The sequence below is a fragment of the Thiomonas sp. UBA7699 genome (assembly GCF_002482605.1).
Lineage (GTDB): Bacteria > Pseudomonadota > Gammaproteobacteria > Burkholderiales > Burkholderiaceae_C > Thiomonas > Thiomonas arsenitoxydans.
In genome coordinates this window covers 60,585-80,986 of the sequence record NZ_DLGH01000015.1, presented here as the reverse complement: position 1 = coordinate 80,986, position 20,402 = coordinate 60,585, and the positions used below count along the sequence as shown (strand labels likewise).

Here is a 20,402-nt window from a genome sequence, read left to right as displayed (position 1 = left end):
CTAGAGCGCGATGAACAAGAAATTCACAGACATCTTCATTGATCGTCCGGTACTGGCCATGGTGGTCAGCCTGGTGATTCTGGTGCTCGGCCTGCGCTCGGCGGGCTTGCTGCCGGTGCTGCAATATCCGTACACGCAGAACGCCGTGGTCACCGTCACCACCACCTACCCCGGCGCCGACGCCAATCTGGTGGCCAGTTTCATCACCACGCCGCTGGAAAACGCCATCGCGCAGGCCAACGGCATCGACTACATGACGTCGAGCAGCGTGCAGAGCAGCAGCACCATCACCGCCAACCTGCGGCTGAACTACGACCCCGACAAGGCGCTCACCGAGATCAACACCAAGGTGAACTCGGTGCTCAACCAGCTGCCCGCCGCGGCGCAGAAGCCGGTGCTCACCGTCTCCATCGGGCAGACCATCGACGCCATGTATATCGGCTTTTACAGCGATGTGCTCAAGCCCAATCAGATCACCGACTACATCACCCGTTCGGTGCAGCCCAGGCTGCAGTCGGTCGACGGCGTGCAGACGGCGGAGATTCTGGGCGCCAAGAATTTCGCCCTGCGCGCCTGGCTCGACCCCAACAAACTCGCGGCCTACGGCCTGACTGCCGCCGATGTGTATTCGGCCCTGGCCGCCAACAACTATCTCTCGGCCACGGGCAATACCAAAGGCCAGATGGTGCAGATCAATGTGTCGGCCAACACCGATCTGAAGTCGCTCAGTGGCTTTCGCAATATGGTGGTGAAGACGGTTGACGGCCAGGTGGTGCGGCTCGATCAGGTGGCCAACGTCACCCTCGGCTCGGACGACTACGACAGCTCGGTGGCCTTCGATGGCAAGTCCTCGGTGTTTGTCGGCATTCAGGTGGCGCCCGGCGCCAATCTGCTCGACGTCGTGGCCCGCGTGCGCAAGGTCTTCCCCGATATTCAGCAGCAGTTGCCCGCCGGATTGAAGGGGCAGATCGTCTATGACTCGACCAAGTTCGTCACCTCCTCCATCGACGAGGTGATCAAGACGCTGGTCGAAGCCGTGCTCATCGTCACCGCCGTGGTGTTCATCTTCCTCGGTTCGCTGCGCTCGGTCATCATTCCGCTGGTCGCCATCCCGCTGTCGATCGTGGGCACCTTCACCATCATGCTGGCGCTGGGCTACTCGATCAACCTGCTCACCCTGCTATCCATCGTGCTGGCCATCGGACTGGTGGTGGACGACGCCATCATCGTGGTCGAGAACATCAGCCGCCACCTCGAAGAAGGCATGTCGCGGCATGACGCCGCCGTGCGGGCCGCGCGTGAACTGGCCAACCCCATCATCGCCATGACCATCGTGCTCGTGGCGGTGTATGTGCCCATCGGCTTCATGGGCGGCCTCACCGGTGCGCTGTTCACCGAGTTCGCCTTCACCCTGGTGGGCACCGTGGTGATCTCGGCCATCATCGCGCTGACGCTGTCGCCCATGATGTGCTCCAAGCTGCTCAAGGCGCCCGACCCGCAGAGCCATAGCTGGCAAGACCGGCTGGTGCTGTTCCTCGATCACAGCTTCGACCGGCTGCACAACCGCTACGAGCGCACCCTGCACGGCTCGCTCAACTTTCTGCCGGTGACGGCGGTGATGGCGGTCATCATTCTGGGCTCCATCTACTTCCTCTACTCCACCTCCATGTCGGAGCTGGCGCCGCAAGAAGATCAGGGCGTGCTCATCGCCATATCGTTCAACAGCCCGACGGCCACGCTCGATCAGAGCGCGCTCTATGCCAAGCAGGTCTATGACGTGTTCAAGACCTTCCCCGAAACCGACCATGTGTTCCAGCTCAACACCCCCAGTCAAGTGATCGGCGGCATGGTGCTCAAACCCTGGAACGAGCGCACCCGTACGGCCACGCAGATGCAGCCCGAGCTACAGCAAAAGCTCAATCACATCGCCGGCAGCCAGATCGCCGTGTTCCAGCCGCCGCCGCTGCCGGGCTCGCGAGGCCTGCCCATCCAGTTCGTCATCACCACCACCGAACCGGCGGACAAGCTCTACGAGGTGTCGCAGAAATTCCTGCAAGACGCGCTGAAAACCGGCAAGTTCATCTTCCTGCAGTCTGACCTGCGCATCGATCTGCCGCAGACCCGCCTGCACATCGACCGCAACATGGCCGCGCAACTCGGCCTGACCATGCAGGACATCGGCTCGGCGATGTCGGCCATGCTCGGCGGCGGTTACGTCAACTTTTTCGAACTCGACGGCCGCTCCTACAAGGTCATTCCGCAGGTCGCGCAAAAGTACCGCCTCAATGCCAGCCAGCTGCAGCACTACTACATCCGCACGGCCAGCGGGGCGATGGTGCCGCTGTCCACCGTGGTGCACCTGACCTCGAGCGTGCAGCCCGAAACCATCAACCACTTCCAGCAGCTCAACTCGGCCACCATTCAGGGCGTTTCCCTGCCCACCATCGCCCAGGGGCAGGCGCTGGACGATCTGGTGACCCTTGCCAAGCGCACCCTGCCGGTCGGCTATAGCTACGACTTCGCCGGGCCGTCGCGGCAGTTCGAGCAAGAGACCGGCGGGCTGGTGCTGACCTTCGGCTTTGCCATGATTATCATTTTCCTGGCGCTGTCGGCACAGTTCGAGAGCTTCCGCGATCCGGTCATCATTCTGGTGTCGGTGCCCATGGCGATCTCGGGCGCGCTGCTGTTCATCAACCTGGGCATCGGCCACGCCACCCTCAACATCTACACCGAGGTCGGGCTGGTGACGCTGATCGGCTTGATCTCCAAACACGGCATTCTCATCGTCGAGTTCGCCAACAACCTGCAGCGTGAAGGGCGAAGTAAACGCGAAGCCATCGAACACGCCGCAGGCATGCGTCTGCGTCCGATTCTGATGACCACTGCCGCCATGGTGCTGGGTGTCATGCCGCTGATTTTCGCCAGCGGAGCGGGCGCGGTCAGCCGTTTCAACATGGGCCTGGTCATCGCCACCGGCCTGTCCATCGGCACCCTGTTCACGCTGTTCGTCGTGCCTGCGATGTACATGCTGCTCGGCGCCGACCATAGCCACGAGGCCCGCGCCCAGGCGCTGCGTGAAGCGGAGGCGAATGACCCGCTGGCGCATCCGCCCGGCGGCGGCGCCTCTACGGCGCACTGAGCATTATTGAAAAAACCGGCTTTTCGCCGGTTTTTTCTTGCATTCCCAATGGTCTCGCTCTGCCAGAAATGTCTTTTTGGGCGACCGTGATGCAGAGGAGCTCATCGCCACCACCGCTCGTGTCACGGTCTCCTGCTGCAGCCTGTCATCTGGCGCATCGATCTGTGTGGCTGACGCACAAGACCGTGCGGCTAAAGCGGGCCGAGAACGGCGGCACAGTGCCAAAAGAGTTGCACTGGACTGAGCCGCAACAAATCGACGCAGCGACTTGATTCAGACCTTGGCAGGCTCCAACGCCTGAATCGCCACCGACTCCAACGGCCGACCGGCTCTGCGTTCCCAATCGGCCTTCTGGTCTTCACCCACCGCGCCGACATTGAAGTATTGCGCCTGCGGGTGGGCGAAATAAAAGCCGCTCACGCTGGCTGCGGGCATCATGGCCCAGCTCTCGGTCAGCGACATGCCGATGTCCTGCGCCTGCAGCGCGGCGAACATCTCCCCTTTCACCGAGTGTTCAGGGCAGGCGGGATAACCCGGCGCCGGGCGGATGCCCCGGTACTTCTCGGCGATCAACTCGGCGTTGCTCAGCGATTCATCGGGCGCATACGCCCAGAACTCGGTGCGCACGCGCTGGTGCATGCGCTCGGCCAATGCCTCGGCCAAGCGGTCCGCCAGCGACTTGAGCATGATGGCGGAATAGTCGTCGAGGTCGGCGAGGAAGGCTTTCTCCTTCGCTTCCACCCCCAGTCCGGCGGTCACGGCGAACATGCCGATGTAGTCCGCCGCCACGCCCTTGGGCGCGATGAAGTCAGCCAGCGCGCGGTTGGGGCGGGGTACGCCGTCCACCACCGGGCGCTCGGTCTGCTGGCGCAGGCCATGCCACACCATCAGCTCGCTGCTGCGGCTCTCGTCGGTATAGAGTGCGATGTCGTCATCATTCACACTATTGGCCGGCCATAACCCGATGACGGCATTGGCGGTGAGCCAGCGGCCTTCGATCAGACGCTTGAGCATGCGCTGCGCGTCGCTGTAGACGCGGCGAGCGGATTCGCCCACGATGTCGTCGGTGAGGATGTCGGGAAACTTGCCCGCCAGATCCCAGGTCTGGAAGAAGGGCGCCCAGTCGATGCAGGCCGCGATCTCGGACAGGTCGTAGTTGCGAAACACCCGCCGCCCGATGAACTTGGGCACCGGCGGCGTGTAGCCCGACCAGTCGATTTTGCTTTTGTTGGCGCGGGCGGCGGCCAGCGGCACCAAGGGCGTCACGCGCTTGTTGGCGTGCAGAATGCGCACCTTTTCGTAGTCGGCCTCGATCTCGGCGATATAGGCCGCTGCCTGATCGGACAGCAGGTTCTGCGCCACGCCCACACTGCGCGAGGCATCGGGCACGTACACCACCGGCCCGTCGTAATGCGGGGAAATTTTTACCGCCGTATGCACCCGGCTGGTGGTGGCGCCGCCGATGAGCAGGGGCATCTTGCGGCTGCGGAAGTAGTCGTCGCGTTGCATCTCGGCGGCCACATGCTGCATTTCTTCGAGGCTCGGGGTGATGAGGCCGGACAGCCCGATGATGTCGGCGCCTTCCTCGCGCGCCTTGGCCAGAATGTCCTTGGCGGGCACCATCACGCCCATGTTCACCACTTCGAAGTTGTTGCACTGGAGCACCACGGTGACGATGTTCTTGCCGATGTCGTGCACGTCGCCCTTCACCGTGGCGATGACGATCTTGCCCTTGGCGCGCACATCGCAACCGGCGGCCTGCATTTCCAGCTTCTCGGCTTCGATATAGGGCAGCAGATGGGCCACGGCTTGCTTCATCACCCGCGCACTCTTGACGACCTGGGGCAGGAACATCTTGCCCGCGCCGAACAAGTCGCCGACCACGTTCATGCCGTCCATCAGCGGGCCTTCGATGACGTGCAGCGGCCGCCCGCCTTCGGCACGGATGGTCTGCCAGACTTCTTCGGTGTCGTCGACGATGAAGTCGGTAATGCCGTGCACCAGCGCGTGGCTCAGACGCTGGCGCACCGGCAGCTCGCGCCAGGCCAGCCGGACGCTATCGTCTTTGGCCGCGCCCTTCACCGCTTCAGCCACTTCGAGCAGGCGCTCGGTGGCGTCGGGGCGGCGGTTGAGCACCACGTCTTCCACGCGCTCGCGCAACTCGGGGTCGAGGTCGTCGTAAACGCCCATTTGCCCGGCGTTGACGATGCCCATGTCCATCCCGGCGGCAATGGCGTGATATAGGAACACGGTGTGGATGGCTTCGCGCACCGGCTCGTTGCCGCGGAAGCTGAAACTCACGTTGGACACGCCGCCCGACACCTTGGCACCGGGCAGGTTCTGCTTGATCCAGCGCGTGGCGTTGATGAAATCGACCGCGTAGTTGTTGTGCTCCTCGATGCCGGTGGCGATGGCGAAAATGTTGGGATCGAAGATGATGTCTTCCGCCGGAAACCCCACCTGATCGACCAACAGGCGATAGGCGCGCTCGCAGATCTGCGTCTTGCGCTCGAAAGTGTCGGCCTGCCCTTGCTCGTCGAACGCCATGACCACGGTGGCCGCGCCATAGCGGCGCAGCAGCCGCGCCTGGCGGATGAACTCGGCCTCGCCTTCCTTCATGGAGATGGAGTTCACCACCGCCTTGCCCTGCACGCAGCGCAGCCCGGCCTCGATCACGCTCCACTTGGAACTGTCGATCATCACCGGCACACGGGCGATGTCGGGCTCGGAGGCCATGAGGTTGAGAAAGCGCACCATCGCCGCCTTGCTGTCGAGCATGGCTTCGTCCATATTGACATCGATGATCTGCGCGCCGTTTTCCACCTGCTGCCGTGCCACGGCCAGCGCCTTGTCGTACTCCCCGGCGAGGATCATGCGGGCGAAGGCTTTGGAACCCGTCACATTGGTGCGCTCGCCGATGTTGACGAACAGCGAGCCGGGGCCGACGATGAGCGGCTCGAGGCCGGAGAGTTGCAGCGGGGGCAGAGCGGGGGCGGTTGCGTCTTGGGACATGGGATCTCGATCAGTTGTCAGCCTTCGTCACCGCGCAGGGGAAGAAGGGATGAGCGCCGTTGAGACCCCAAGCCTGACCCCTGCCGCACACTTCGCGGCAGGCGCTGCAACGCTCCTTGGAGTGAACTATTGTAAATATCAATAGGAATGAGGTGCACCGGGCCTACCATGCATTCGTAACCCCATCCATCGCCATGCCCGATCGCCGACCTTCCCAGCAGTCCGTCCACGCCACCTGGGCGCCGCGCATTGCGCAGTTGCTGCTGCGTCAGCCCGGCCACCGGCTGACCGCGGAAGATGCCGTACTCATCGCCAACCAGATGCAGGTGCGCTGGATGCAGGCGGGCACGCGCTTCATTCAGCAGGATGACGACACGCACGACGGCACCATTCTGATGCTGCTGTATGGCGAGGTGAGTGTGGAGAAAGCGCCGCAGCACCAAGGCGACAGTCTGGTGGTTTCCATCGCCAAGGCCGGGCAGATGTTCGGGGAAATGGGCGTCTTGCTCGATGCGCCGCGCAGCGCGAGTTGCGTGGCCTATTCCGATGTGGCCCTGGCCGAACTCAGCCGCGATGCGCTGGAGCGGCTGCTGGTCGAGCATCCCGCAACGGCGGCGCGACTCGCTCTGGGCATCGCCAGCCGTTTGGCCGAGCATCTGCGCGACACATCGAACAAACTCACTTCGATGTCGCGCCTGGTCAGCGCCATGCACCCGGCCATCCGCGCGCAGATGCTGGGGCCGAAGTCGGGTTTTTCGCCCAGCCAGCTCGACGACCCTGCGGCGCCGGACTGAATCAAAGCCGCCCCACGGCTTCCGCAGCCAGCCAGCTCACCACGCTGGCGAGCAAAAACACCAGGAATCCGATGTTGTTTTCCATCCCCAGGCGTTCGGTGAAAAACCGGCGCAGGCCATAAACGGCAAAGGGATAAATGATGACGGAGACGAAAAATCCGGCCACGGCAAGCGTCCTGAAATCGCGGGGAATTTATTGTGTCGCGTCCGGCGGGCTGAAGGTGTGTGCGGCTGTAAAAGCGCGTTGATAAACGAAAACCGAGGCTGGCGGCGCGTTGCGCCAGGCCAGCCCGGCGCGCCGCACCTGCAGACCGAGTTCTTCGCGCAAGGCGCGTGAAACCGGGCTGGCATGACCGTAGGTGAACTGCACGAAGCAACCGCCGGGCCGGAGTACGGAAAACGCCTCGTTCAGAATGGAGCGTTGTGTGGCGCGCGGCATGGAAAGCAGGCCCAGCCCGCTGATCACCGCATCCGCCGGGCCGCCCAGCAGGTAGCCCGAAGCCTGTGCCGCGGTTCGCAGCGCGCAGGCATCGGCCTGGATCAGCTGCAGATCAGGAAATCGCTGCCGCAGCAGACCGTGCAGCGAGGCGTCGCGCTCGACGACCAGCAGATTGGCGCAGTGCAAACCGTGCTCGATGAGCGCGCGGGTGAAGGCGCCCGTGCCCGCGCCGAGCTCGATCACCCGCTGCTGGGCCGGATCACTTTCGGGCAGCAGCGAAAGCGGCTTGAGCATTTTCTGGCTGAGCTGCCGCCCTGAGGGCAGCACGGCGGCCACACCCATGGGGTCGCGTGCCCAGGCGCGCAGGAAGGTGCGAATTTGCTGCCCGGCGCGCACAGGGCTCACAGGGCTGGGGGGAGTGATACTCATGCGGATGCAGGACAATTCCTGAGAGTGGATCCAAATCGTGCCGTCCAGAACTCCGACGCACGCGGCGCCGAGCAAATAGCCAAGACGAACGAAGGATTTGATGCCGGTTCAGTGCCGGTCTTGGGCTTATCTCCCTGTTGTTTTTATAGTGTGACTGCCGCAACTGAGCGCAACCTTAGCATGAACTCCAACCACGCAGAACCCACCGCCGTGCACGTTTTGAATTGGCAATGGCTGGGCCGACAGGACTATCTGCCGACCTGGCAAGCCATGCGGGCGCTGACCGATGCGCGCGACGCGGCGACGTCCGACCAGCTCTGGGGCGTGGAGCATCCGCCGGTGTTCACGCAGGGCCAGGCCGGTCGGCCCGAGCATCTGCTCGATGCGCACGGCGTTCCCGTGGTGCAGACCGATCGCGGCGGGCAGATCACCTATCACGGCCCCGGTCAGGCGGTGATCTATCTGCTGCTCGACATTCGCCGCCGCCGCTGGATGGTGCGCGAAACCGTGCAGCGCATCGAGGAGGCGGTGATCCGCACCCTGGCGCATTGGAGCATCGAAGGGGTGCGCCACCCCGGTGCGCCGGGCATCTACCTCGCGTCTAGCGAGAAGATCTCGGCCCTCGGGCTCAAGGTGCGCAACGGTTGCACCTATCACGGCGTGGCCATCAATGTTGCGATGGACCTGCAGCCGTTCACCTGGATCAACCCCTGCGGCTACGCCGGGCTGCGCACCCTCGACATGGCCAGTCTGGGCGCGAATGCTGCCGTGGAGCAAGTCGCTGCAACCTTTGCCGAGGAATTCGCCGCGCTCTGGCAGACGCAGGGCGGCGGGCCTACCATGAAGCCTTGAGCGTTTTTCGCCTACCGCGCCCTTTTACATGACCTCGCCGACCCCACCGCTTGCCGACCCCACGATCAAACAGAAAGGGCAGGCCAAGACCGCCCGCATTCCCATCAAAATCGTGCCCGCTGGCGATGCACCGCTGCGCAAGCCCGACTGGATTCGTGTCAAGGCGGCGGCGCCTTCGTCGCAGTTCTACGCCATCAAAGGGTTGTTGCGCGAGCACAAGCTGGTGACCGTGTGCGAAGAGGCCAGTTGTCCCAACATCGGCGAATGTTTCGGCAAGGGCACGGCCACCTTCATGATCATGGGTGACAAATGCACCCGCCGTTGCCCCTTCTGCGACGTCGGCCACGGCCGCCCCGACCCGCTCGACCCTGAAGAGCCCGGCAATCTGGCGCGGGCCATCGCGGCCATGCGGCTGCGCTATGTGGTCATCACCAGCGTGGACCGCGACGATCTGCGCGACGGCGGCGCGCAACACTTCGTCGACTGCATCCAGACGACCCGTGCGCTATCGCCCGCCACGCAGATCGAAGTGCTCGTGCCCGATTTCCGCGGCCGTCTCGACAAGGCACTCGATCTGTTCGCCGCCGGGCTTCCTGATGTGATGAATCACAACCTCGAGACTGTGCCGCGCCTCTACAAACAGGCCCGTCCCGGCGCCGATTACGCCCACTCGCTCAAGCTGCTGGCCGATTTCAAGGCGCGCTATCCCGGCATTCCCACCAAAAGCGGGCTGATGGTGGGTCTGGGCGAAACCGACGATGAAATTCTCGACGTGATGCGCGACATGCGCGCGCACGGCATCGACATGCTCACCATCGGCCAGTACCTCGCGCCCACCGGGCACCATCTGCCGGTGGCGCGCTATGTGCACCCCGACACCTTCGCGATGTTCGAGCGCGAAGCGCTGGCGATGGGGTTCACCCACGCCGCCGTCGGCGCGTTGGTGCGCAGCAGCTATCACGCCGATCAGCAGGCGCATGCGGCCGGTATCTGAACCGATTTCTTGCGCCAGCGCACCGCGCTGCGAGTTCGCGGCAGCGACAATCCGGGTTCAAAATTCATTCGTTCTGGAGATCGCCTGATGAAGTTTCCCGCCTATGCGCTGGGCCTGGCCGGGCTCATTCCCTTTATCGCTCTGGGCCTTGCCGCGTGGATTGCACCCGAGACCTCGCTGACCGCCGTGGTGGTGATTCAGGCGCAATACGCTGCGGCCATTCTGGCGTTTCTCGGCGCGCTCTACTGGGGCGCAGCGCTGGTGCTGCCCGAAGGTCAGGTGCAACGCTCCTGGCTGCTGCTGGGCTGGGGCGTGGTGCTGCCGCTGTGGGCCTGGCGCATGACCTGGGCGTCGAACTGGGTGTACGGCATGACCGGGCTGTTCATCGGCCTGGCCATTGCTTATGCGGCCGATGTGATGTTGCGCAAGCAGCTTCCGTGGCCGTCGTGGTTTTTGCAACTGCGCCTGTGGCTCACGCTGGGCGCGCTGCTTGGTCTAGGTTTGACGCTGGCCCGGCTTTACACCCTCAAGCCTGCGGGCTGAACAAGCCCTAATCGTTTCGCTAATCGTCCTGGGTTGCGGCGGCGCAGGCCGCGCACAGCCCTTGCACTTCCAGCCGCGCGTGCCGGGCGACAAAACCGGTGGCCGCTACGGCCTTGGCAATGGCGGCATCCACCGCGCCGCTTTGCAGTTCTTCCACCCGGCCGCAGCGGGCGCATAGCAGCAGGTGCGCGGCGTGCGGCGTGTCGGGGTGGTTGCAGCCGACAAAGGCGTTCAGGCTATCGACGCGGTGAATCAGCCCCTGCTCCAGCAGGAAATCGAGGGCGCGATACACCGTGGGCGGCTTGGCCGCGTGATCCTCGGTGGACAACTGCGCGAGCAGGTCATAGGCCTTGACCGCCTCGGTGCGCGATTGCACCAGCTCCAGCACCCGACGCCGCAGCGGGGTGAGGCGCACGCCCCGGGCGGTGCACAGGGCTTCGGCATGCGACAAGGCTTCCTGATGGTGATGGCGATGAGCGGTCATGCCTGCAAGTATGCAACAAGCCGCGCGACCGGGCGGTATCAGCCCTGTTCCGGCAGATGGCCCACTTTCACGAAAATGGTGCAGCCTGACCGGCTGAACGGGGCATGCTGGCTCAGGTGCGGGCTGCGCATCCAGGTGCCTGCCGGATACCGGCCGTGCTCGTCTTCGAACACGCCTTCGATCACATAGATTTCTTCCCCGCCCCAGTGCCGATGCGCGGTGAACACGGTGCCGGGCGCCCACTGCACCAGCGCGGCATGCTCGCCCGCAAAGTCGGACAGGGGTTTGACGCTCAGCCCTTGCACCAGACCGGGCAGCCAGGGCGCGCGATGCGTGTCGATCACCACACGCTCACCATCGTCGGGCTGCATGTGACGCAATTTCACCAGCAGGGTGCAGCCCTGTTCGGTGAACGGCGCGTGGCGCGAGCCGGGAGGGTTTTTCAGATAAGTGCCCACCGGGTAAACGCCGTGCTCATCGGCGAATGTGCCTTGCAGCACCAGAATTTCTTCGCCCAGCGGGTGCAGGTGTGCGGCAAAACGCGCGCCCGGCGCGTAGCGCACCAGCGAGGTGGCGCGCGCGGCTTCACCGCCGTCACGCTCGATCAATTTGCGCTGCACGCCGACTGCGGGCGAATCCACCCAGGGCAGGGCGGTCGTGTCCACCACTTCAGCGCGGGAAAAGTCGGCGCGCAGCAATGCGGGGGCAGCGGGGTCGAGCACGGCACTCATGGCGAAACCTGTTTGGTCGGCAGGATCAGCAGTTCCTGCGGGTTGACATGCGGCGGCTGGGCGAAGGCGTAGAGCAGCGCTTGGGCGATGTCGTCGGCATGCAGGGCTTCGATGGCATCGCGCCGGGCCTTCATTTGATCTTCCGGAACGTTGTGGCCCCAGTCGGTGTACACCGCCCCGGGCTCGATCAGAGAAACCCGGATGCCCTCTGGCCCCAGCTCCTTGCGCAGCGCGTCGTGTAGGCCCACGACGGCGAACTTGGTGGCGTTGTAGACGGCCCAACCTTCAATGCCGCGCCGCCCGCCCACGCTGGAAACCGTGTTGATCATCGCGCCGGGGCGGCCACGCAACAGCGGTATGGCTGCGCGCGTGCAATACAGCACCCCCCAGAGATTGGCGTCGATGGTGGCCTTCCACTCCTCGGTGCGGCCGTGCTCGAAGGCGCCGTGATAACCCACGCCCGCGTTGTTGAACAACAGGTCCAGGCCGCCGAACCGGGTTTTGACCGTTTCGAACAACTGCTGCACCTGACCTTCGTCGCCCACATCGGTGGCGACGACCAGGGCGCGGCTGCCCAGTTCATCAGCGAGGGTCTTGAGCTTGTCGGCAGAGCGCGCCGCGAGCACGACGGACATTCCTTCGGCCACCAAAGCGCGCGCGGCGGCTGCGCCAATACCACTAGAGGCGCCGGTGATGACGGCGACTTGATCTTTCAGGGAACGGATATGCATGGGGATCTCTTTTTTTGTCGAAGCCAGATGCTAGATCTGCGCACTGGCGCATTGCAGCGCGGCTCCAAATCCACGCGCGCGCTGTGCGGGCATGTCCGCTGGGTCGTGCACAAATGGCGTGATCGGGTTTTAAGCCGTCGCGAGGCTGGTGACTTCGTCCACGAAGGGGTCGGCCAGATGCACGCGGTTGCGCCCGGCCGATTTGGCTGCGTACAGCGCACGGTCGGCGCGAATCAGCAGATCGTCGAAAGCGCTGTCTTCTGCCGCGGCTTGCGCCGAGGGCAGTTCGGTTTGCGGCAGAAACACCAGAAACTCTTCGCCGCCCATGCGCGCCACATGATCGGTTGGCCGCGTGCCTTCGCGCAGCAGCGTGGCCAGGCCGGTCAGCACCCGGTCGCCCACGGCGTGGCCGTATTCGTCGTTGATGCGCTTGAAATGATCGATGTCGATCATCAGCACGCAAAACGGCAGGTCTTTGTGGCGGTAAGACGCCCATTCGCGCTCCAGCAACTGTTGCGCGGCCCGCCGGTTGAGCAGCCCGGTGAGCGGGTCTTTCAGCGCCAGATCGTGCAGTCTGCGTACCAACCGGGCCATCAGCATACCGCCGTAGATCAGGCTGAGAAACGAGGCGACGGGCAGCAGCGTGAGAGTGAGCAATTCGTTGAGCAGGCCATCCTCGCGGTAGTCCAGCGCCTGGCCGTTGCCAGTGAACACGGCAAAGGCGCGCCACAGCAGCGTGGCCGCAATGAACAGGGTGGGGCCATGCAGCAGCAAGGTGACGGGGCGTCCGAATTCCTGCGCCATGCTGGCGTGCACGCCCCAGACGCCGCGGGCCGCGATCCAGGCGATGAGCAGGCAGACGATGGCAATGCGCCACTCTTCCATCGCCACGGACGTGCCCGTCAGCCCGATGCCCAGAATCGCCAGACCGATGATCAGCGCGTGCTCCCGCAATCGGCCCGGCCGGTCGAAAAACAGTTCGCTGGCCCGTCGCGCCGCCGTGGCCGAGATGACGAGCAGCACATCCGCCAGCTGATAGCCCAGCACTTGCGGCACATTGCCGCGCAAAGCCAGCAGCAGGATGGACAGCGCGCCCAGCCCGCAGAACGCTCCCCAGTAGTAGGCGCTCTGGCGCGCCAGCCCCGCCAGCCGGGCCACCGCCAGCCAGGCCGTGGAGAACACGACCTGCTGCACAGCCACTGCCAGCAGCAGCCACTGGACGATGGTGAGGGTGTGGGGCATGAAGGGGCCGTGAGTGAACGCGCTGCGGAGGGTCAACCCTTCTTCAGCATCGAACGTGAGATCGCATTTTGCGCTGCCTTGGTGTCGGAAATCCCCCGGTTTTCCTAGCGATGTATTTTTCCAACGCTACTTTCCGCAGGATCGTCTGCGCCGTACGGGCCAAAATGTAAAACAGCCGCCAGGGTGGGCGGCTGTGCAGGGGCTATTGGTTATTACTGGCCCGATAGTGCGTTCAGCTCAGTTCCTCATACAGCGGCAGGGTGAGGAAGTCGGTGAACGTGGCGCTAGTGGCCATCTGCTCGAAGATCTGCGCGGCCTTGTCGAACTGACCCGTCGCGCCGGTGGCTTTGACCTTGGCGAGTTCTTCCGGGATGATCGCGCGCACCAGATCGGCAGTGACTTTGCGGCCGTCGCTCAGCACGCCCTTGGGGCTCTGAATCCATTGCCACACCTGGCTGCGCGAGATTTCGGCGGTGGCGGCGTCTTCCATCAGGTTGTGGATGGGCACGGCGCCGCTGCCCGCCAGCCACGCGCCGAGGTAGTGAATGCCGACATTGATGTTGTTGCGCAGCCCGGCTTCGGTGATGGGGGCTTCCGGGCGGAAGTCCAGCAAGTCGGCGGCGCCCACATTGACATCGTCGCGAGTCTTGCCGATCTGGTTGGGCGCGTCGCCGAGCACGGCGACGAACTCTTCCATCGCCACCGACACCAGCCCCGGATGCGCCACCCAGCCACCGTCGTAGCCGTCGGTGGCGTCGCGGCGCTTGTCCATGCGGATGCCCTCCATGGCCTTGGCGTTTTTCTCCGCGTCGTTCTTGATGGGGATGAGCGCGCTCATGCCGCCAATGGCCGGCGCGCCGCGCTTGTGGCAGGTCTTGAGCAGCAGCAGGGCGTAGGCGCGCATGAACGGCACCGTCATGGTGATCTGCGAACGGTCGGCCAGGCAGAAGTCGTGATCCACTTTGAACTTCTTGATGGCGCTGAAAATGTAATCCCACCGGCCCGCGTTCAGCCCGGCGCTATGCTCGCGCAACTCAAACAGAATCTCGTCCATCTCGAACGCGGCGAGGATGGTTTCCACCAGCACGGTGGCCTTGATGGAGCCCTGCGGCAGGCCCAGGGTGTTCTGCGCCAGCACGAAAACCTCGTTCCACAACCGCGCTTCCAGATGGCTTTCCATCTTGGGCAGATAAAAGTAGGGGCCAGCGCCGCGCGCGATCAGCTCGCGGGCGTTGTGGAAAAAGAACAGCCCGAAATCGAACAGGCTGCCGCTCACCCGCTGGCCGTCCACCAGCAGATGTTTTTCGTCCAGATGCCAGCCGCGCGGGCGAACCTGCAGGGTGGCGATGGTGTCGCCCAGCGCGTAAGTCTTGCCGTTCTGCTCCAGATGGATGGTGCGGCGAATGGCGTCGAACAGATTGATCTGCCCTTCGATCTGGTTGGCCCAGTTTGGCGTGTTGGCGTCCTCGAAGTCGGCCATATAGCTGTCGGCGCCCGAGTTGAAGGCGTTGATGATCATCTTGCGATCCACCGGGCCGGTGATCTCCACGCGGCGACGCTGCAGCGCCTGGGGCAGCGGGGCGATTTTCCAGTCGCCGTCGCGCACCGCCCGAGTCTCGGCGAGGAAATCGGGCTTTTCACCGGCGTCGAGGCGGGCAGTGCGGGCCGCACGGGCCGTCAGCAGGGCCTGACGACGCGGCTCGAAAGCACGGTGCAACTGGGCGACGAAGGCTAGCGCGTCAGGAGTGAGGATGCGGTCGAAGCCCGGCTGCAGCGGGGCGTTCAAGGTGACGCCCTGAGGGGCGGAAGGGGTTGTCATTTGGCGATCTCCGTGAGTTTGGGTGAAGGTTTGCAGCTGCCGCGTCGCAACGGATTGCGCAGCGCGTCGGCAGCCGCCCATCTTTTTGGGATGCTCAGAGTTTATGCTGCACCGCGGCATAAATCTATCCGGCTGGCGCCGAACATGCGCTAGATTGATGACTTTTACCGACCCAATTTCCGGCGAGCATGGACAAACTCAAACAGTTGGAGACTTTTGTCGCGGTGGCGACCAAAGGAAGTCTGACCGCTGCGGCGCATGCCGAAGGCGTGGCGCCAGCCATCATTGGCCGTCGCATCGATGCGCTGGAAGCGCGCTTGGGCGTCAAGCTGCTGTTGCGCACCACCCGGCGCATCAGCCTGACCGACGAGGGCAGCGCCTTTCTCGAAGATTGCCAGCGCCTGCTGGCCGAGCTGCAGAACGCCGAGGCCAGCGTGAGCGCGGGCGGAGTGAAGGCCAGCGGCCATCTGCGCATTACCGCGCCGGCGGGTTTTGGCCGCCGCCACATCGCGCCGCTGATTCCCGGGTTTCTCGACCAGCATCCCGAGGTGAGTCTGTCGCTCGACCTGACCGATCGTCTGGTCGATCTGGTCAACGAGGGCTACGACTGCGCCGTGCGCGTGGGCGATCTGGCCGATTCTTCGCTGGTCAGTCTGCGGCTGGCCGACAACCGGCGCGTGTGCGTGGCCGCGCCCAGTTATCTGCAACGTCACGGCACTCCGGCCACACCGTCCGATCTCGCCCGTCACCAATGCCTGGCGTATTCCTCCGTGAGCAGCCAGCCGCGCGGCTGGATGTTCCAGGCCGAGGGCGAGATCCTGCATGTGCGCGTGGCGGGTCGCATGGACTGCACCGATGGCGCCGTGCTGCACCAGTGGTGTCTCGAAGGCCGGGGCATCGCCTGGCGTTCGCTGTGGGAAGTGGGCGCCAGTCTGGAGCAAGGCAAGCTCGTGGCGCTTCTAGAAGACTTTGCCGCGCCGCCCAACGGCATCTTCGCGGTCTTCACCCAGCGCAAGCATCAGCCCTTGCGGCTGCGCCTGTGGCTGGACTATTTAAAACACCATTTCACCCAGCCGCAGCGGGCGCCGGTGTGAAACCGGGGCTCAAGCCTGCCGCGCCAGCAGATTGTCGATGAGTTGGTGCAGCTCGGCGAAGTTGGGCGTGCCGACGTACTGCTTGACGATGTGGCCCGACTTGTCGATCAGAAAGCTCGTCGGCGTCAAGCGCACATCCTTGAAGGCCTTGGCCGCCTGCCCGCTGGCATCGAAGGCCACGGTGAACGGTAGCTGGCGCTGCTGCACAAAGTTGCGCACAAACTCAGGGTTGTCGTAGCTCATGGCCACGGCCACGAGGTCGAAGCCTTTGGGGTTGAGCTGGTCGTAGGTCTTCACCAGCTCGGGCATTTCCCCCACGCAAGTGGTGCAGCTCGTTGCCCAGAAATTCACCAGCACCACCTTGCCGCGATAAGCCGAAAGATCGACCGTTTTGCCGTCGAGCAGGCTGAAGCTCGCGTTGGGCGCCTCGGGTTTTTGATCCAGCGCCGACCATCCGAGATAGCCGCCCACAGCCAGAACGGCCAGCACGATGACGGCGATAAGCGATTTGGACAGGGGTTTCATGAAGGCGCCTACAAAAGAAATTCAAAACAAATACAGAAAACCGATTTTAGGCCGCTCAAGCCCTGCGGCATGCAACCCCGCGCGCCTCACGGCAATTCCGGGTATTCGCAAACAATCCGGGTTCAATACGGCAACACAACCGGCTGGCTCAGCGCCCAGTTGCGTTGCCAGTCGGCCAGATACTGCGCAGCCAGCTCGGGCGCATTCCACATCACCAAGACGTTCTCGGCATTGCGATGCGCCGCGGAGTAGGTGTAGTTGAAGCTGCCGGTCTGCACCGTGCGCCGGTCGATCACCATGTATTTGTCGTGAAAGATGGGATAGACGTCGACCGAGCGCACGGCAATGCCCGCGTTGCGCAGAATGCCCAGCGCGTGCCGCGCGTAGCGGGCGTCTTCATCGAAATTGCTTTTCCAGTCCACCAGCACCTGCACTTGCACGCCGCGTTTTTTCGCCTGGACCAGCGCGCGGGCCACGTCGGACGAGGTGAACAGATAAGCGGCCATCTGAATGCTGCTATGCGCCTGATCGATGGCCTGCAGCACCAGCGCCAGCGCGCCGCCCGAAGGCGAGAAGGCGCTGGAGACAGCGGCCTGTGTCGGCAGGGCGAGGGCTTGAGGCGAGCGGGCCTGCGCTGGCAGCGCGCAGGCGGCAGCGAGCAGGGCGCAGACCAGCAAGCGGGCACAGAGAGAACGGGTGGCAAGAGCTTTGAACGACATGATGAATGCGCATGAAAAAGCCCGGCTGCGCCGGGCCTGGACCGCGGGCGTTTTCGGCCCGTGGTGTGGTCAACTCATTTCAGATGCGCGCTGACCAGTTTGGTCATTTCGAACATGCTGACCTGATCCTTGCCGAAAATCGGCTTGAGCTTGGCATCTGCGTTGATCATGCGCTTGTTCGCTGCGTCTTGCAGATTGTGCTTCTTGATGTATTCCCACAGTTTTTTCACCACTTCGGTGCGCGGCAGCGGCGTGGTGCCCACGACGGCGGCCAGATGCGCCGAAGGGGTGAGCGGTTTCATGAACGCCGCGCTGGGCTGACGGGTTGTTTTAGCGGCGGCCGCCTTTTTTGCCGCGGGTTTTGCAGTGGTCATATTGAGTGCACTCCGAGAAGTTGAGCTTGTTATCCACTGGCGTGTCAGCGGCCCGTTGGGGATCGCTGCGCGCCGTGCAGATTCACCGTTGTCATGGATTGCGGGCTGGACAGTCCGGCCCGCTAAAAAGTTGAGCCGATCCATGCCTTCCGGATCTGCATGACTGCGCCCCGATCGGCGCCAACGTGCCGGAGGATCGTGCTCAACCAGCCGCATATTAAGCCGAGCGCGCAGGCGTCCGACGCAGCATGTGCGTTTTTAGCGTTTTGCGCGTTGTTTTGTTGTCTTGTTGGCGCCTGAAGCGACCCCCCCGAAACCCGTCGCTTCGCTCGGCTCTCCCCTCGAGGGGCAAGAAACTCATGAGAAAACGCAGGGCCGCCCCAAGTTTTCTTGTCCACCTCGCGGCTTGCAAGCCGCTCGGATTCGACTCCGTCCAAGCTGCCGCAGGGCAGCTTGGAGCCGCGGGCCTCATCCCCCTCGGGGGGGCTGACGCGAACGCGGCAGGTCTGGGGGCGCTCTCGGGGCGGCCCGGCGAGTTTGTTCAGAGCGCACCGGGGAACCGCGACTGTGCTCTGCAGCGAGGGTCACTTTTGCTTACACTCGCTTCGCCAATTGGCCCTGCGTTTTTCCGCCCATCCGTTTTACTCAGCCAGGAGTCTGTTTCATGAACCCAGCCTCGTTGCATCCCAAAAAGCTGTTCGCCGCCGTGCTTGCCTGTGGTCTGTTGGCCAGTGTGCCGGCGCAGGCGCAGTTCGCCAAACCGCAAGACGCGGTGAAGTACCGTCAGTCCGCCTTCACCGTGATGGCGGCGAGTTTTGGCCGCATCGGCGCCATGGTGCAGGGCAAGGCGCCGTTCGATGCCAAGGCCGCGCTGCAAAACGCCGAAGTCGTGGCCTTCATGTCGCATCTGCCGTGGCAGGCTTTCGGCCCCGGCACCGACTTGCCTGATTCGCACGCCAAGCCTGAAATCTGGAAAGAGATGGACAAGTTCAAGGCCGATGCCAACAAGCTGCAGGAAATGACGCCCAAGCTGGTGGCCGCCGCCAAGACCGGCAAGCTCGACGAGATCAAGGTGGTGTTCGGCGAAACCGCCAAGACCTGCAAGGCTTGCCACGACGCGTTCCGCGAAGAACTCTGAGCGTTTTCTGGGGTTGTCCAGTCCCGCACAAACCCGCCGCTGGCGGGTTTGTTTTTTCAGCGCGTGAGCGTGCCCGTGAAGAGTGGCTGAACCGCGCTACCGACCCAGACCTGCCCGGAGGCGAAGACATCAAGCCGCAAGAACGGATGGGGCATGGCAGGGTTCTGGCGGGTGTGTCGTGGAGAAGACTTCACCCAGGCGGGCAATGGCGGTGTCGATCTGCGCGGGCGTGGCGGTGGCGTAAGACAGTCGCAGCGTATTGCGCGGCACGGTGCCCGCGGCGTAGAACGCCGTGCCGGGCACATAGGCCACTTTGCGTTGCAGCGCCAGCGGCAGCAGCGCGGTGGCGTCGGCGCCTGGCGGCAGAGACAGCCAGATGAACATGCCGCCTTGCGGCGTTTCCCAATGCACGCTGCCGGGCATGTGGCGGGACAGGGCGGCGAGCATGGCGTCGCGCTGCGCGCGGTACAGGGCGCGGATGTGCGGCAGTTGCACATCCAGCAGCCCGCCTTCGAGCACCTTGAGTACCAGGCGCTGCGTCAGACTGGAGGTCTGCAGATCGGCGGCCTGGCGCGCCAGGGCCATCTTGGCAATCACCTCGTGCGGCCCATGCACATAACCCAGACGCAGCCCGGGAGACAGCACTTTGGAGAAGGTTCCCAGCAAAATGCTCTGGCCGGGAAGTTGTGCTGCCACTGGCGCGGGCGGCGGGCCGTCGAACCACAGATCGCCGTAGGGGTTGTCTTCTACCAAGGCGATCGGGCGGCCCCGCAAGGCCTGCGCCCATTGTGTGCGCCGCGCAGCCGTCATGGTCTGTCCGGTGGGGTTGCGGAAGTTGGGCTGCAGATAGACCATGCGCGCGTCACGATGCGCCGGGTCGTCCAGCGTCGGCAGCGCGCCCTCGGCGTCTTCGTCGAGATCGGCAAAGCGTGGGCCGTAGGGCGCGAAGGCTTGCAGCGCGCCGAGGTAGGTCGGGCGTTCCACCAGCACGGTGCTGCCGGGGTCGATGAGCACACGTCCCACCAGATCGAGGCCCTGCTGCGAACCGCTGGTGATGAGCACTTCGTCGGCCTGGGCCGCCATGCCCTGTGCGCGCAAGTGCGCGGCCACCCATTCGCGCAAAGGGGCAATGCCTTCGCTCGGGCCATACTGCAGCGCCCCCTGGGCCTGCGTGTCGAGGACGTCCACACAGGCCGCGCGCAGGGCCTGCACCGGAAAGCTCTCCGGGGCGGGCAGACCGCCAGCCAGCGAGATCATGCCGGGCTGTTCGGTGAGATTGAGCAGCTCGCGGATAGGCGAGGGGGTGTAGTGCGCGCTGCGCTGCGACAGGGTGAAGGTCATGC

The 20,402-nt window shown here is 64.1% G+C and carries 19 protein-coding genes and 1 riboswitch; of the genes, 7 read left to right on the top strand and 12 right to left on the bottom strand.

The annotated features are described in order from the left end of the window. The first annotated feature begins 10 nt into the window (after positions 1-10). Positions 11-3,139 (top strand): efflux RND transporter permease subunit, encoded by a 3,129-nt coding sequence (locus B3H47_RS05865; protein WP_286986425.1) that lies wholly within the window; start codon positions 11-13, stop codon positions 3,137-3,139. A 273-nt stretch (positions 3,140-3,412) separates the two neighbouring features. Here B3H47_RS05865 and metH read toward each other — a convergent pair whose 3' ends face one another. Then, positions 3,413-6,151, bottom strand: coding sequence for a methionine synthase (gene metH / locus B3H47_RS05860; protein WP_286728904.1), 2,739 nt, complete (start codon positions 6,149-6,151; stop codon positions 3,413-3,415). Positions 6,152-6,195: 44 nt separating this feature from the next. Beyond that, positions 6,196-6,275, bottom strand: a riboswitch (S-adenosyl-L-homocysteine riboswitch). A 70-nt stretch (positions 6,276-6,345) separates the two neighbouring features. Here metH and B3H47_RS05855 point away from each other — a divergent pair. Then, the gene (locus B3H47_RS05855) at positions 6,346-6,945 is read left to right on the top strand and encodes a Crp/Fnr family transcriptional regulator (RefSeq protein ID WP_013107203.1); all 600 of its coding nucleotides are present in this window, start codon (positions 6,346-6,348) and stop codon (positions 6,943-6,945) included. Between the two features lies 1 nt (position 6,946). On the opposite strand, the gene B3H47_RS05850 is transcribed toward B3H47_RS05855, so the two are convergent. Further along, positions 6,947-7,111 carry a hypothetical protein gene (locus B3H47_RS05850; protein WP_013107202.1) on the bottom strand — a complete coding sequence of 55 codons (165 nt, stop codon included), beginning with the start codon at positions 7,109-7,111 and terminating at the stop codon, positions 6,947-6,949. Between the two features lie 27 nt (positions 7,112-7,138). Beyond that, entirely contained in the window at positions 7,139-7,813 is a 675-nt protein-coding gene (locus B3H47_RS05845; RefSeq protein ID WP_013107201.1) for a class I SAM-dependent methyltransferase, read from the bottom strand. Between the two features lie 180 nt (positions 7,814-7,993). Between B3H47_RS05845 and lipB the strand changes: the two genes are divergently transcribed. The 3 genes from lipB (at position 7,994) to B3H47_RS05830 (ending at position 10,202) form a co-directional block, all read left to right on the top strand. Next, positions 7,994-8,665 (top strand): lipoyl(octanoyl) transferase LipB, encoded by a 672-nt coding sequence (lipB, locus tag B3H47_RS05840; protein ID WP_286728900.1) that lies wholly within the window; start codon positions 7,994-7,996, stop codon positions 8,663-8,665. Positions 8,666-8,693: 28 nt separating this feature from the next. After that, positions 8,694-9,659, top strand: coding sequence for a lipoyl synthase (lipA, locus tag B3H47_RS05835; protein WP_286728899.1), 966 nt, complete (start codon positions 8,694-8,696; stop codon positions 9,657-9,659). Between the two features lie 87 nt (positions 9,660-9,746). After that, positions 9,747-10,202, top strand: coding sequence for a DUF3429 domain-containing protein (locus B3H47_RS05830; protein WP_286728898.1), 456 nt, complete (start codon positions 9,747-9,749; stop codon positions 10,200-10,202). Between the two features lie 19 nt (positions 10,203-10,221). On the opposite strand, the gene B3H47_RS05825 is transcribed toward B3H47_RS05830, so the two are convergent. From B3H47_RS05825 to aceB, 5 genes are all read right to left on the bottom strand, one after another. Next, the gene (locus B3H47_RS05825; RefSeq protein ID WP_286986424.1) at positions 10,222-10,686 is read right to left on the bottom strand and encodes a transcriptional repressor; all 465 of its coding nucleotides are present in this window, start codon (positions 10,684-10,686) and stop codon (positions 10,222-10,224) included. A 38-nt stretch (positions 10,687-10,724) separates the two neighbouring features. Further along, positions 10,725-11,417 (bottom strand): cupin domain-containing protein, encoded by a 693-nt coding sequence (locus B3H47_RS05820; RefSeq protein ID WP_276729542.1) that lies wholly within the window; start codon positions 11,415-11,417, stop codon positions 10,725-10,727. Further along, complete coding sequence (locus tag B3H47_RS05815; protein ID WP_013124254.1) at positions 11,414-12,148, bottom strand: SDR family oxidoreductase; 735 nt, start codon at positions 12,146-12,148, stop codon at positions 11,414-11,416. The genes B3H47_RS05820 and B3H47_RS05815 overlap by 4 nt, the downstream gene beginning before the upstream one ends. A 129-nt stretch (positions 12,149-12,277) precedes the next feature. Further along, positions 12,278-13,390 (bottom strand): GGDEF domain-containing protein, encoded by a 1,113-nt coding sequence (locus B3H47_RS05810; protein WP_286728892.1) that lies wholly within the window; start codon positions 13,388-13,390, stop codon positions 12,278-12,280. Between the two features lie 232 nt (positions 13,391-13,622). Continuing rightward, a complete protein-coding gene (gene aceB / locus B3H47_RS05805; protein ID WP_286728891.1) occupies positions 13,623-15,209 on the bottom strand; it encodes a malate synthase A in 1,587 nt (528 codons plus the stop codon). 188 nt (positions 15,210-15,397) lie between these two features. Here aceB and B3H47_RS05800 point away from each other — a divergent pair, with 188 nt between their 5' ends. Next, positions 15,398-16,303, top strand: a complete 906-nt coding sequence (locus B3H47_RS05800; RefSeq protein ID WP_013107192.1) for a LysR family transcriptional regulator — start codon at positions 15,398-15,400, stop codon at positions 16,301-16,303. A 9-nt stretch (positions 16,304-16,312) separates the two neighbouring features. Here B3H47_RS05800 and B3H47_RS05795 read toward each other — a convergent pair whose 3' ends face one another. From B3H47_RS05795 to B3H47_RS05785, 3 genes are all read right to left on the bottom strand, one after another. After that, positions 16,313-16,828 (bottom strand): peroxiredoxin family protein, encoded by a 516-nt coding sequence (locus B3H47_RS05795; RefSeq protein WP_013107191.1) that lies wholly within the window; start codon positions 16,826-16,828, stop codon positions 16,313-16,315. A 122-nt stretch (positions 16,829-16,950) separates the two neighbouring features. Next, the gene (locus tag B3H47_RS05790) at positions 16,951-17,547 is read right to left on the bottom strand and encodes a phospholipase D family protein (protein WP_286728890.1); all 597 of its coding nucleotides are present in this window, start codon (positions 17,545-17,547) and stop codon (positions 16,951-16,953) included. A 74-nt stretch (positions 17,548-17,621) separates the two neighbouring features. Continuing rightward, positions 17,622-17,921, bottom strand: a complete 300-nt coding sequence (locus B3H47_RS05785; RefSeq protein ID WP_013107189.1) for an SWIB/MDM2 domain-containing protein — start codon at positions 17,919-17,921, stop codon at positions 17,622-17,624. Positions 17,922-18,585: 664 nt separating this feature from the next. Between B3H47_RS05785 and B3H47_RS05780 the strand changes: the two genes are divergently transcribed. After that, entirely contained in the window at positions 18,586-19,059 is a 474-nt protein-coding gene (locus B3H47_RS05780; RefSeq protein ID WP_286728887.1) for a c-type cytochrome, read from the top strand. A gap of 129 nt (positions 19,060-19,188) precedes the next feature. On the opposite strand, the gene B3H47_RS05775 is transcribed toward B3H47_RS05780, so the two are convergent. Then, positions 19,189-20,400: a PLP-dependent aminotransferase family protein gene (locus tag B3H47_RS05775; protein WP_286728885.1), complete on the bottom strand. Its 1,212-nt coding sequence runs from the start codon at positions 20,398-20,400 to the stop codon at positions 19,189-19,191. Positions 20,401-20,402: the final 2 nt, after the last annotated feature.

Coding starts and splice junctions, on each gene's coding strand:
- B3H47_RS05865 (WP_286986425.1), top strand. CDS start 11: ATGAACAAGAAATTCACAGACATCTTCATTGATCGTCCGGTACTGGCC.
- metH (WP_286728904.1), bottom strand. CDS start 6,151: ATGTCCCAAGACGCAACCGCCCCCGCTCTGCCCCCGCTGCAACTCTCC.
- B3H47_RS05855 (WP_013107203.1), top strand. CDS start 6,346: ATGCCCGATCGCCGACCTTCCCAGCAGTCCGTCCACGCCACCTGGGCG.
- B3H47_RS05845 (WP_013107201.1), bottom strand. CDS start 7,813: ATGAGTATCACTCCCCCCAGCCCTGTGAGCCCTGTGCGCGCCGGGCAG.
- lipB (WP_286728900.1), top strand. CDS start 7,994: ATGAACTCCAACCACGCAGAACCCACCGCCGTGCACGTTTTGAATTGG.
- lipA (WP_286728899.1), top strand. CDS start 8,694: ATGACCTCGCCGACCCCACCGCTTGCCGACCCCACGATCAAACAGAAA.
- B3H47_RS05830 (WP_286728898.1), top strand. CDS start 9,747: ATGAAGTTTCCCGCCTATGCGCTGGGCCTGGCCGGGCTCATTCCCTTT.
- B3H47_RS05825 (WP_286986424.1), bottom strand. CDS start 10,686: ATGACCGCTCATCGCCATCACCATCAGGAAGCCTTGTCGCATGCCGAA.
- B3H47_RS05820 (WP_276729542.1), bottom strand. CDS start 11,417: ATGAGTGCCGTGCTCGACCCCGCTGCCCCCGCATTGCTGCGCGCCGAC.
- B3H47_RS05815 (WP_013124254.1), bottom strand. CDS start 12,148: ATGCATATCCGTTCCCTGAAAGATCAAGTCGCCGTCATCACCGGCGCC.
- B3H47_RS05810 (WP_286728892.1), bottom strand. CDS start 13,390: ATGCCCCACACCCTCACCATCGTCCAGTGGCTGCTGCTGGCAGTGGCT.
- aceB (WP_286728891.1), bottom strand. CDS start 15,209: ATGACAACCCCTTCCGCCCCTCAGGGCGTCACCTTGAACGCCCCGCTG.
- B3H47_RS05800 (WP_013107192.1), top strand. CDS start 15,398: ATGGACAAACTCAAACAGTTGGAGACTTTTGTCGCGGTGGCGACCAAA.
- B3H47_RS05795 (WP_013107191.1), bottom strand. CDS start 16,828: ATGAAACCCCTGTCCAAATCGCTTATCGCCGTCATCGTGCTGGCCGTT.
- B3H47_RS05790 (WP_286728890.1), bottom strand. CDS start 17,547: ATGTCGTTCAAAGCTCTTGCCACCCGTTCTCTCTGTGCCCGCTTGCTG.
- B3H47_RS05785 (WP_013107189.1), bottom strand. CDS start 17,921: ATGACCACTGCAAAACCCGCGGCAAAAAAGGCGGCCGCCGCTAAAACA.
- B3H47_RS05780 (WP_286728887.1), top strand. CDS start 18,586: ATGAACCCAGCCTCGTTGCATCCCAAAAAGCTGTTCGCCGCCGTGCTT.
- B3H47_RS05775 (WP_286728885.1), bottom strand. CDS start 20,400: ATGACCTTCACCCTGTCGCAGCGCAGCGCGCACTACACCCCCTCGCCT.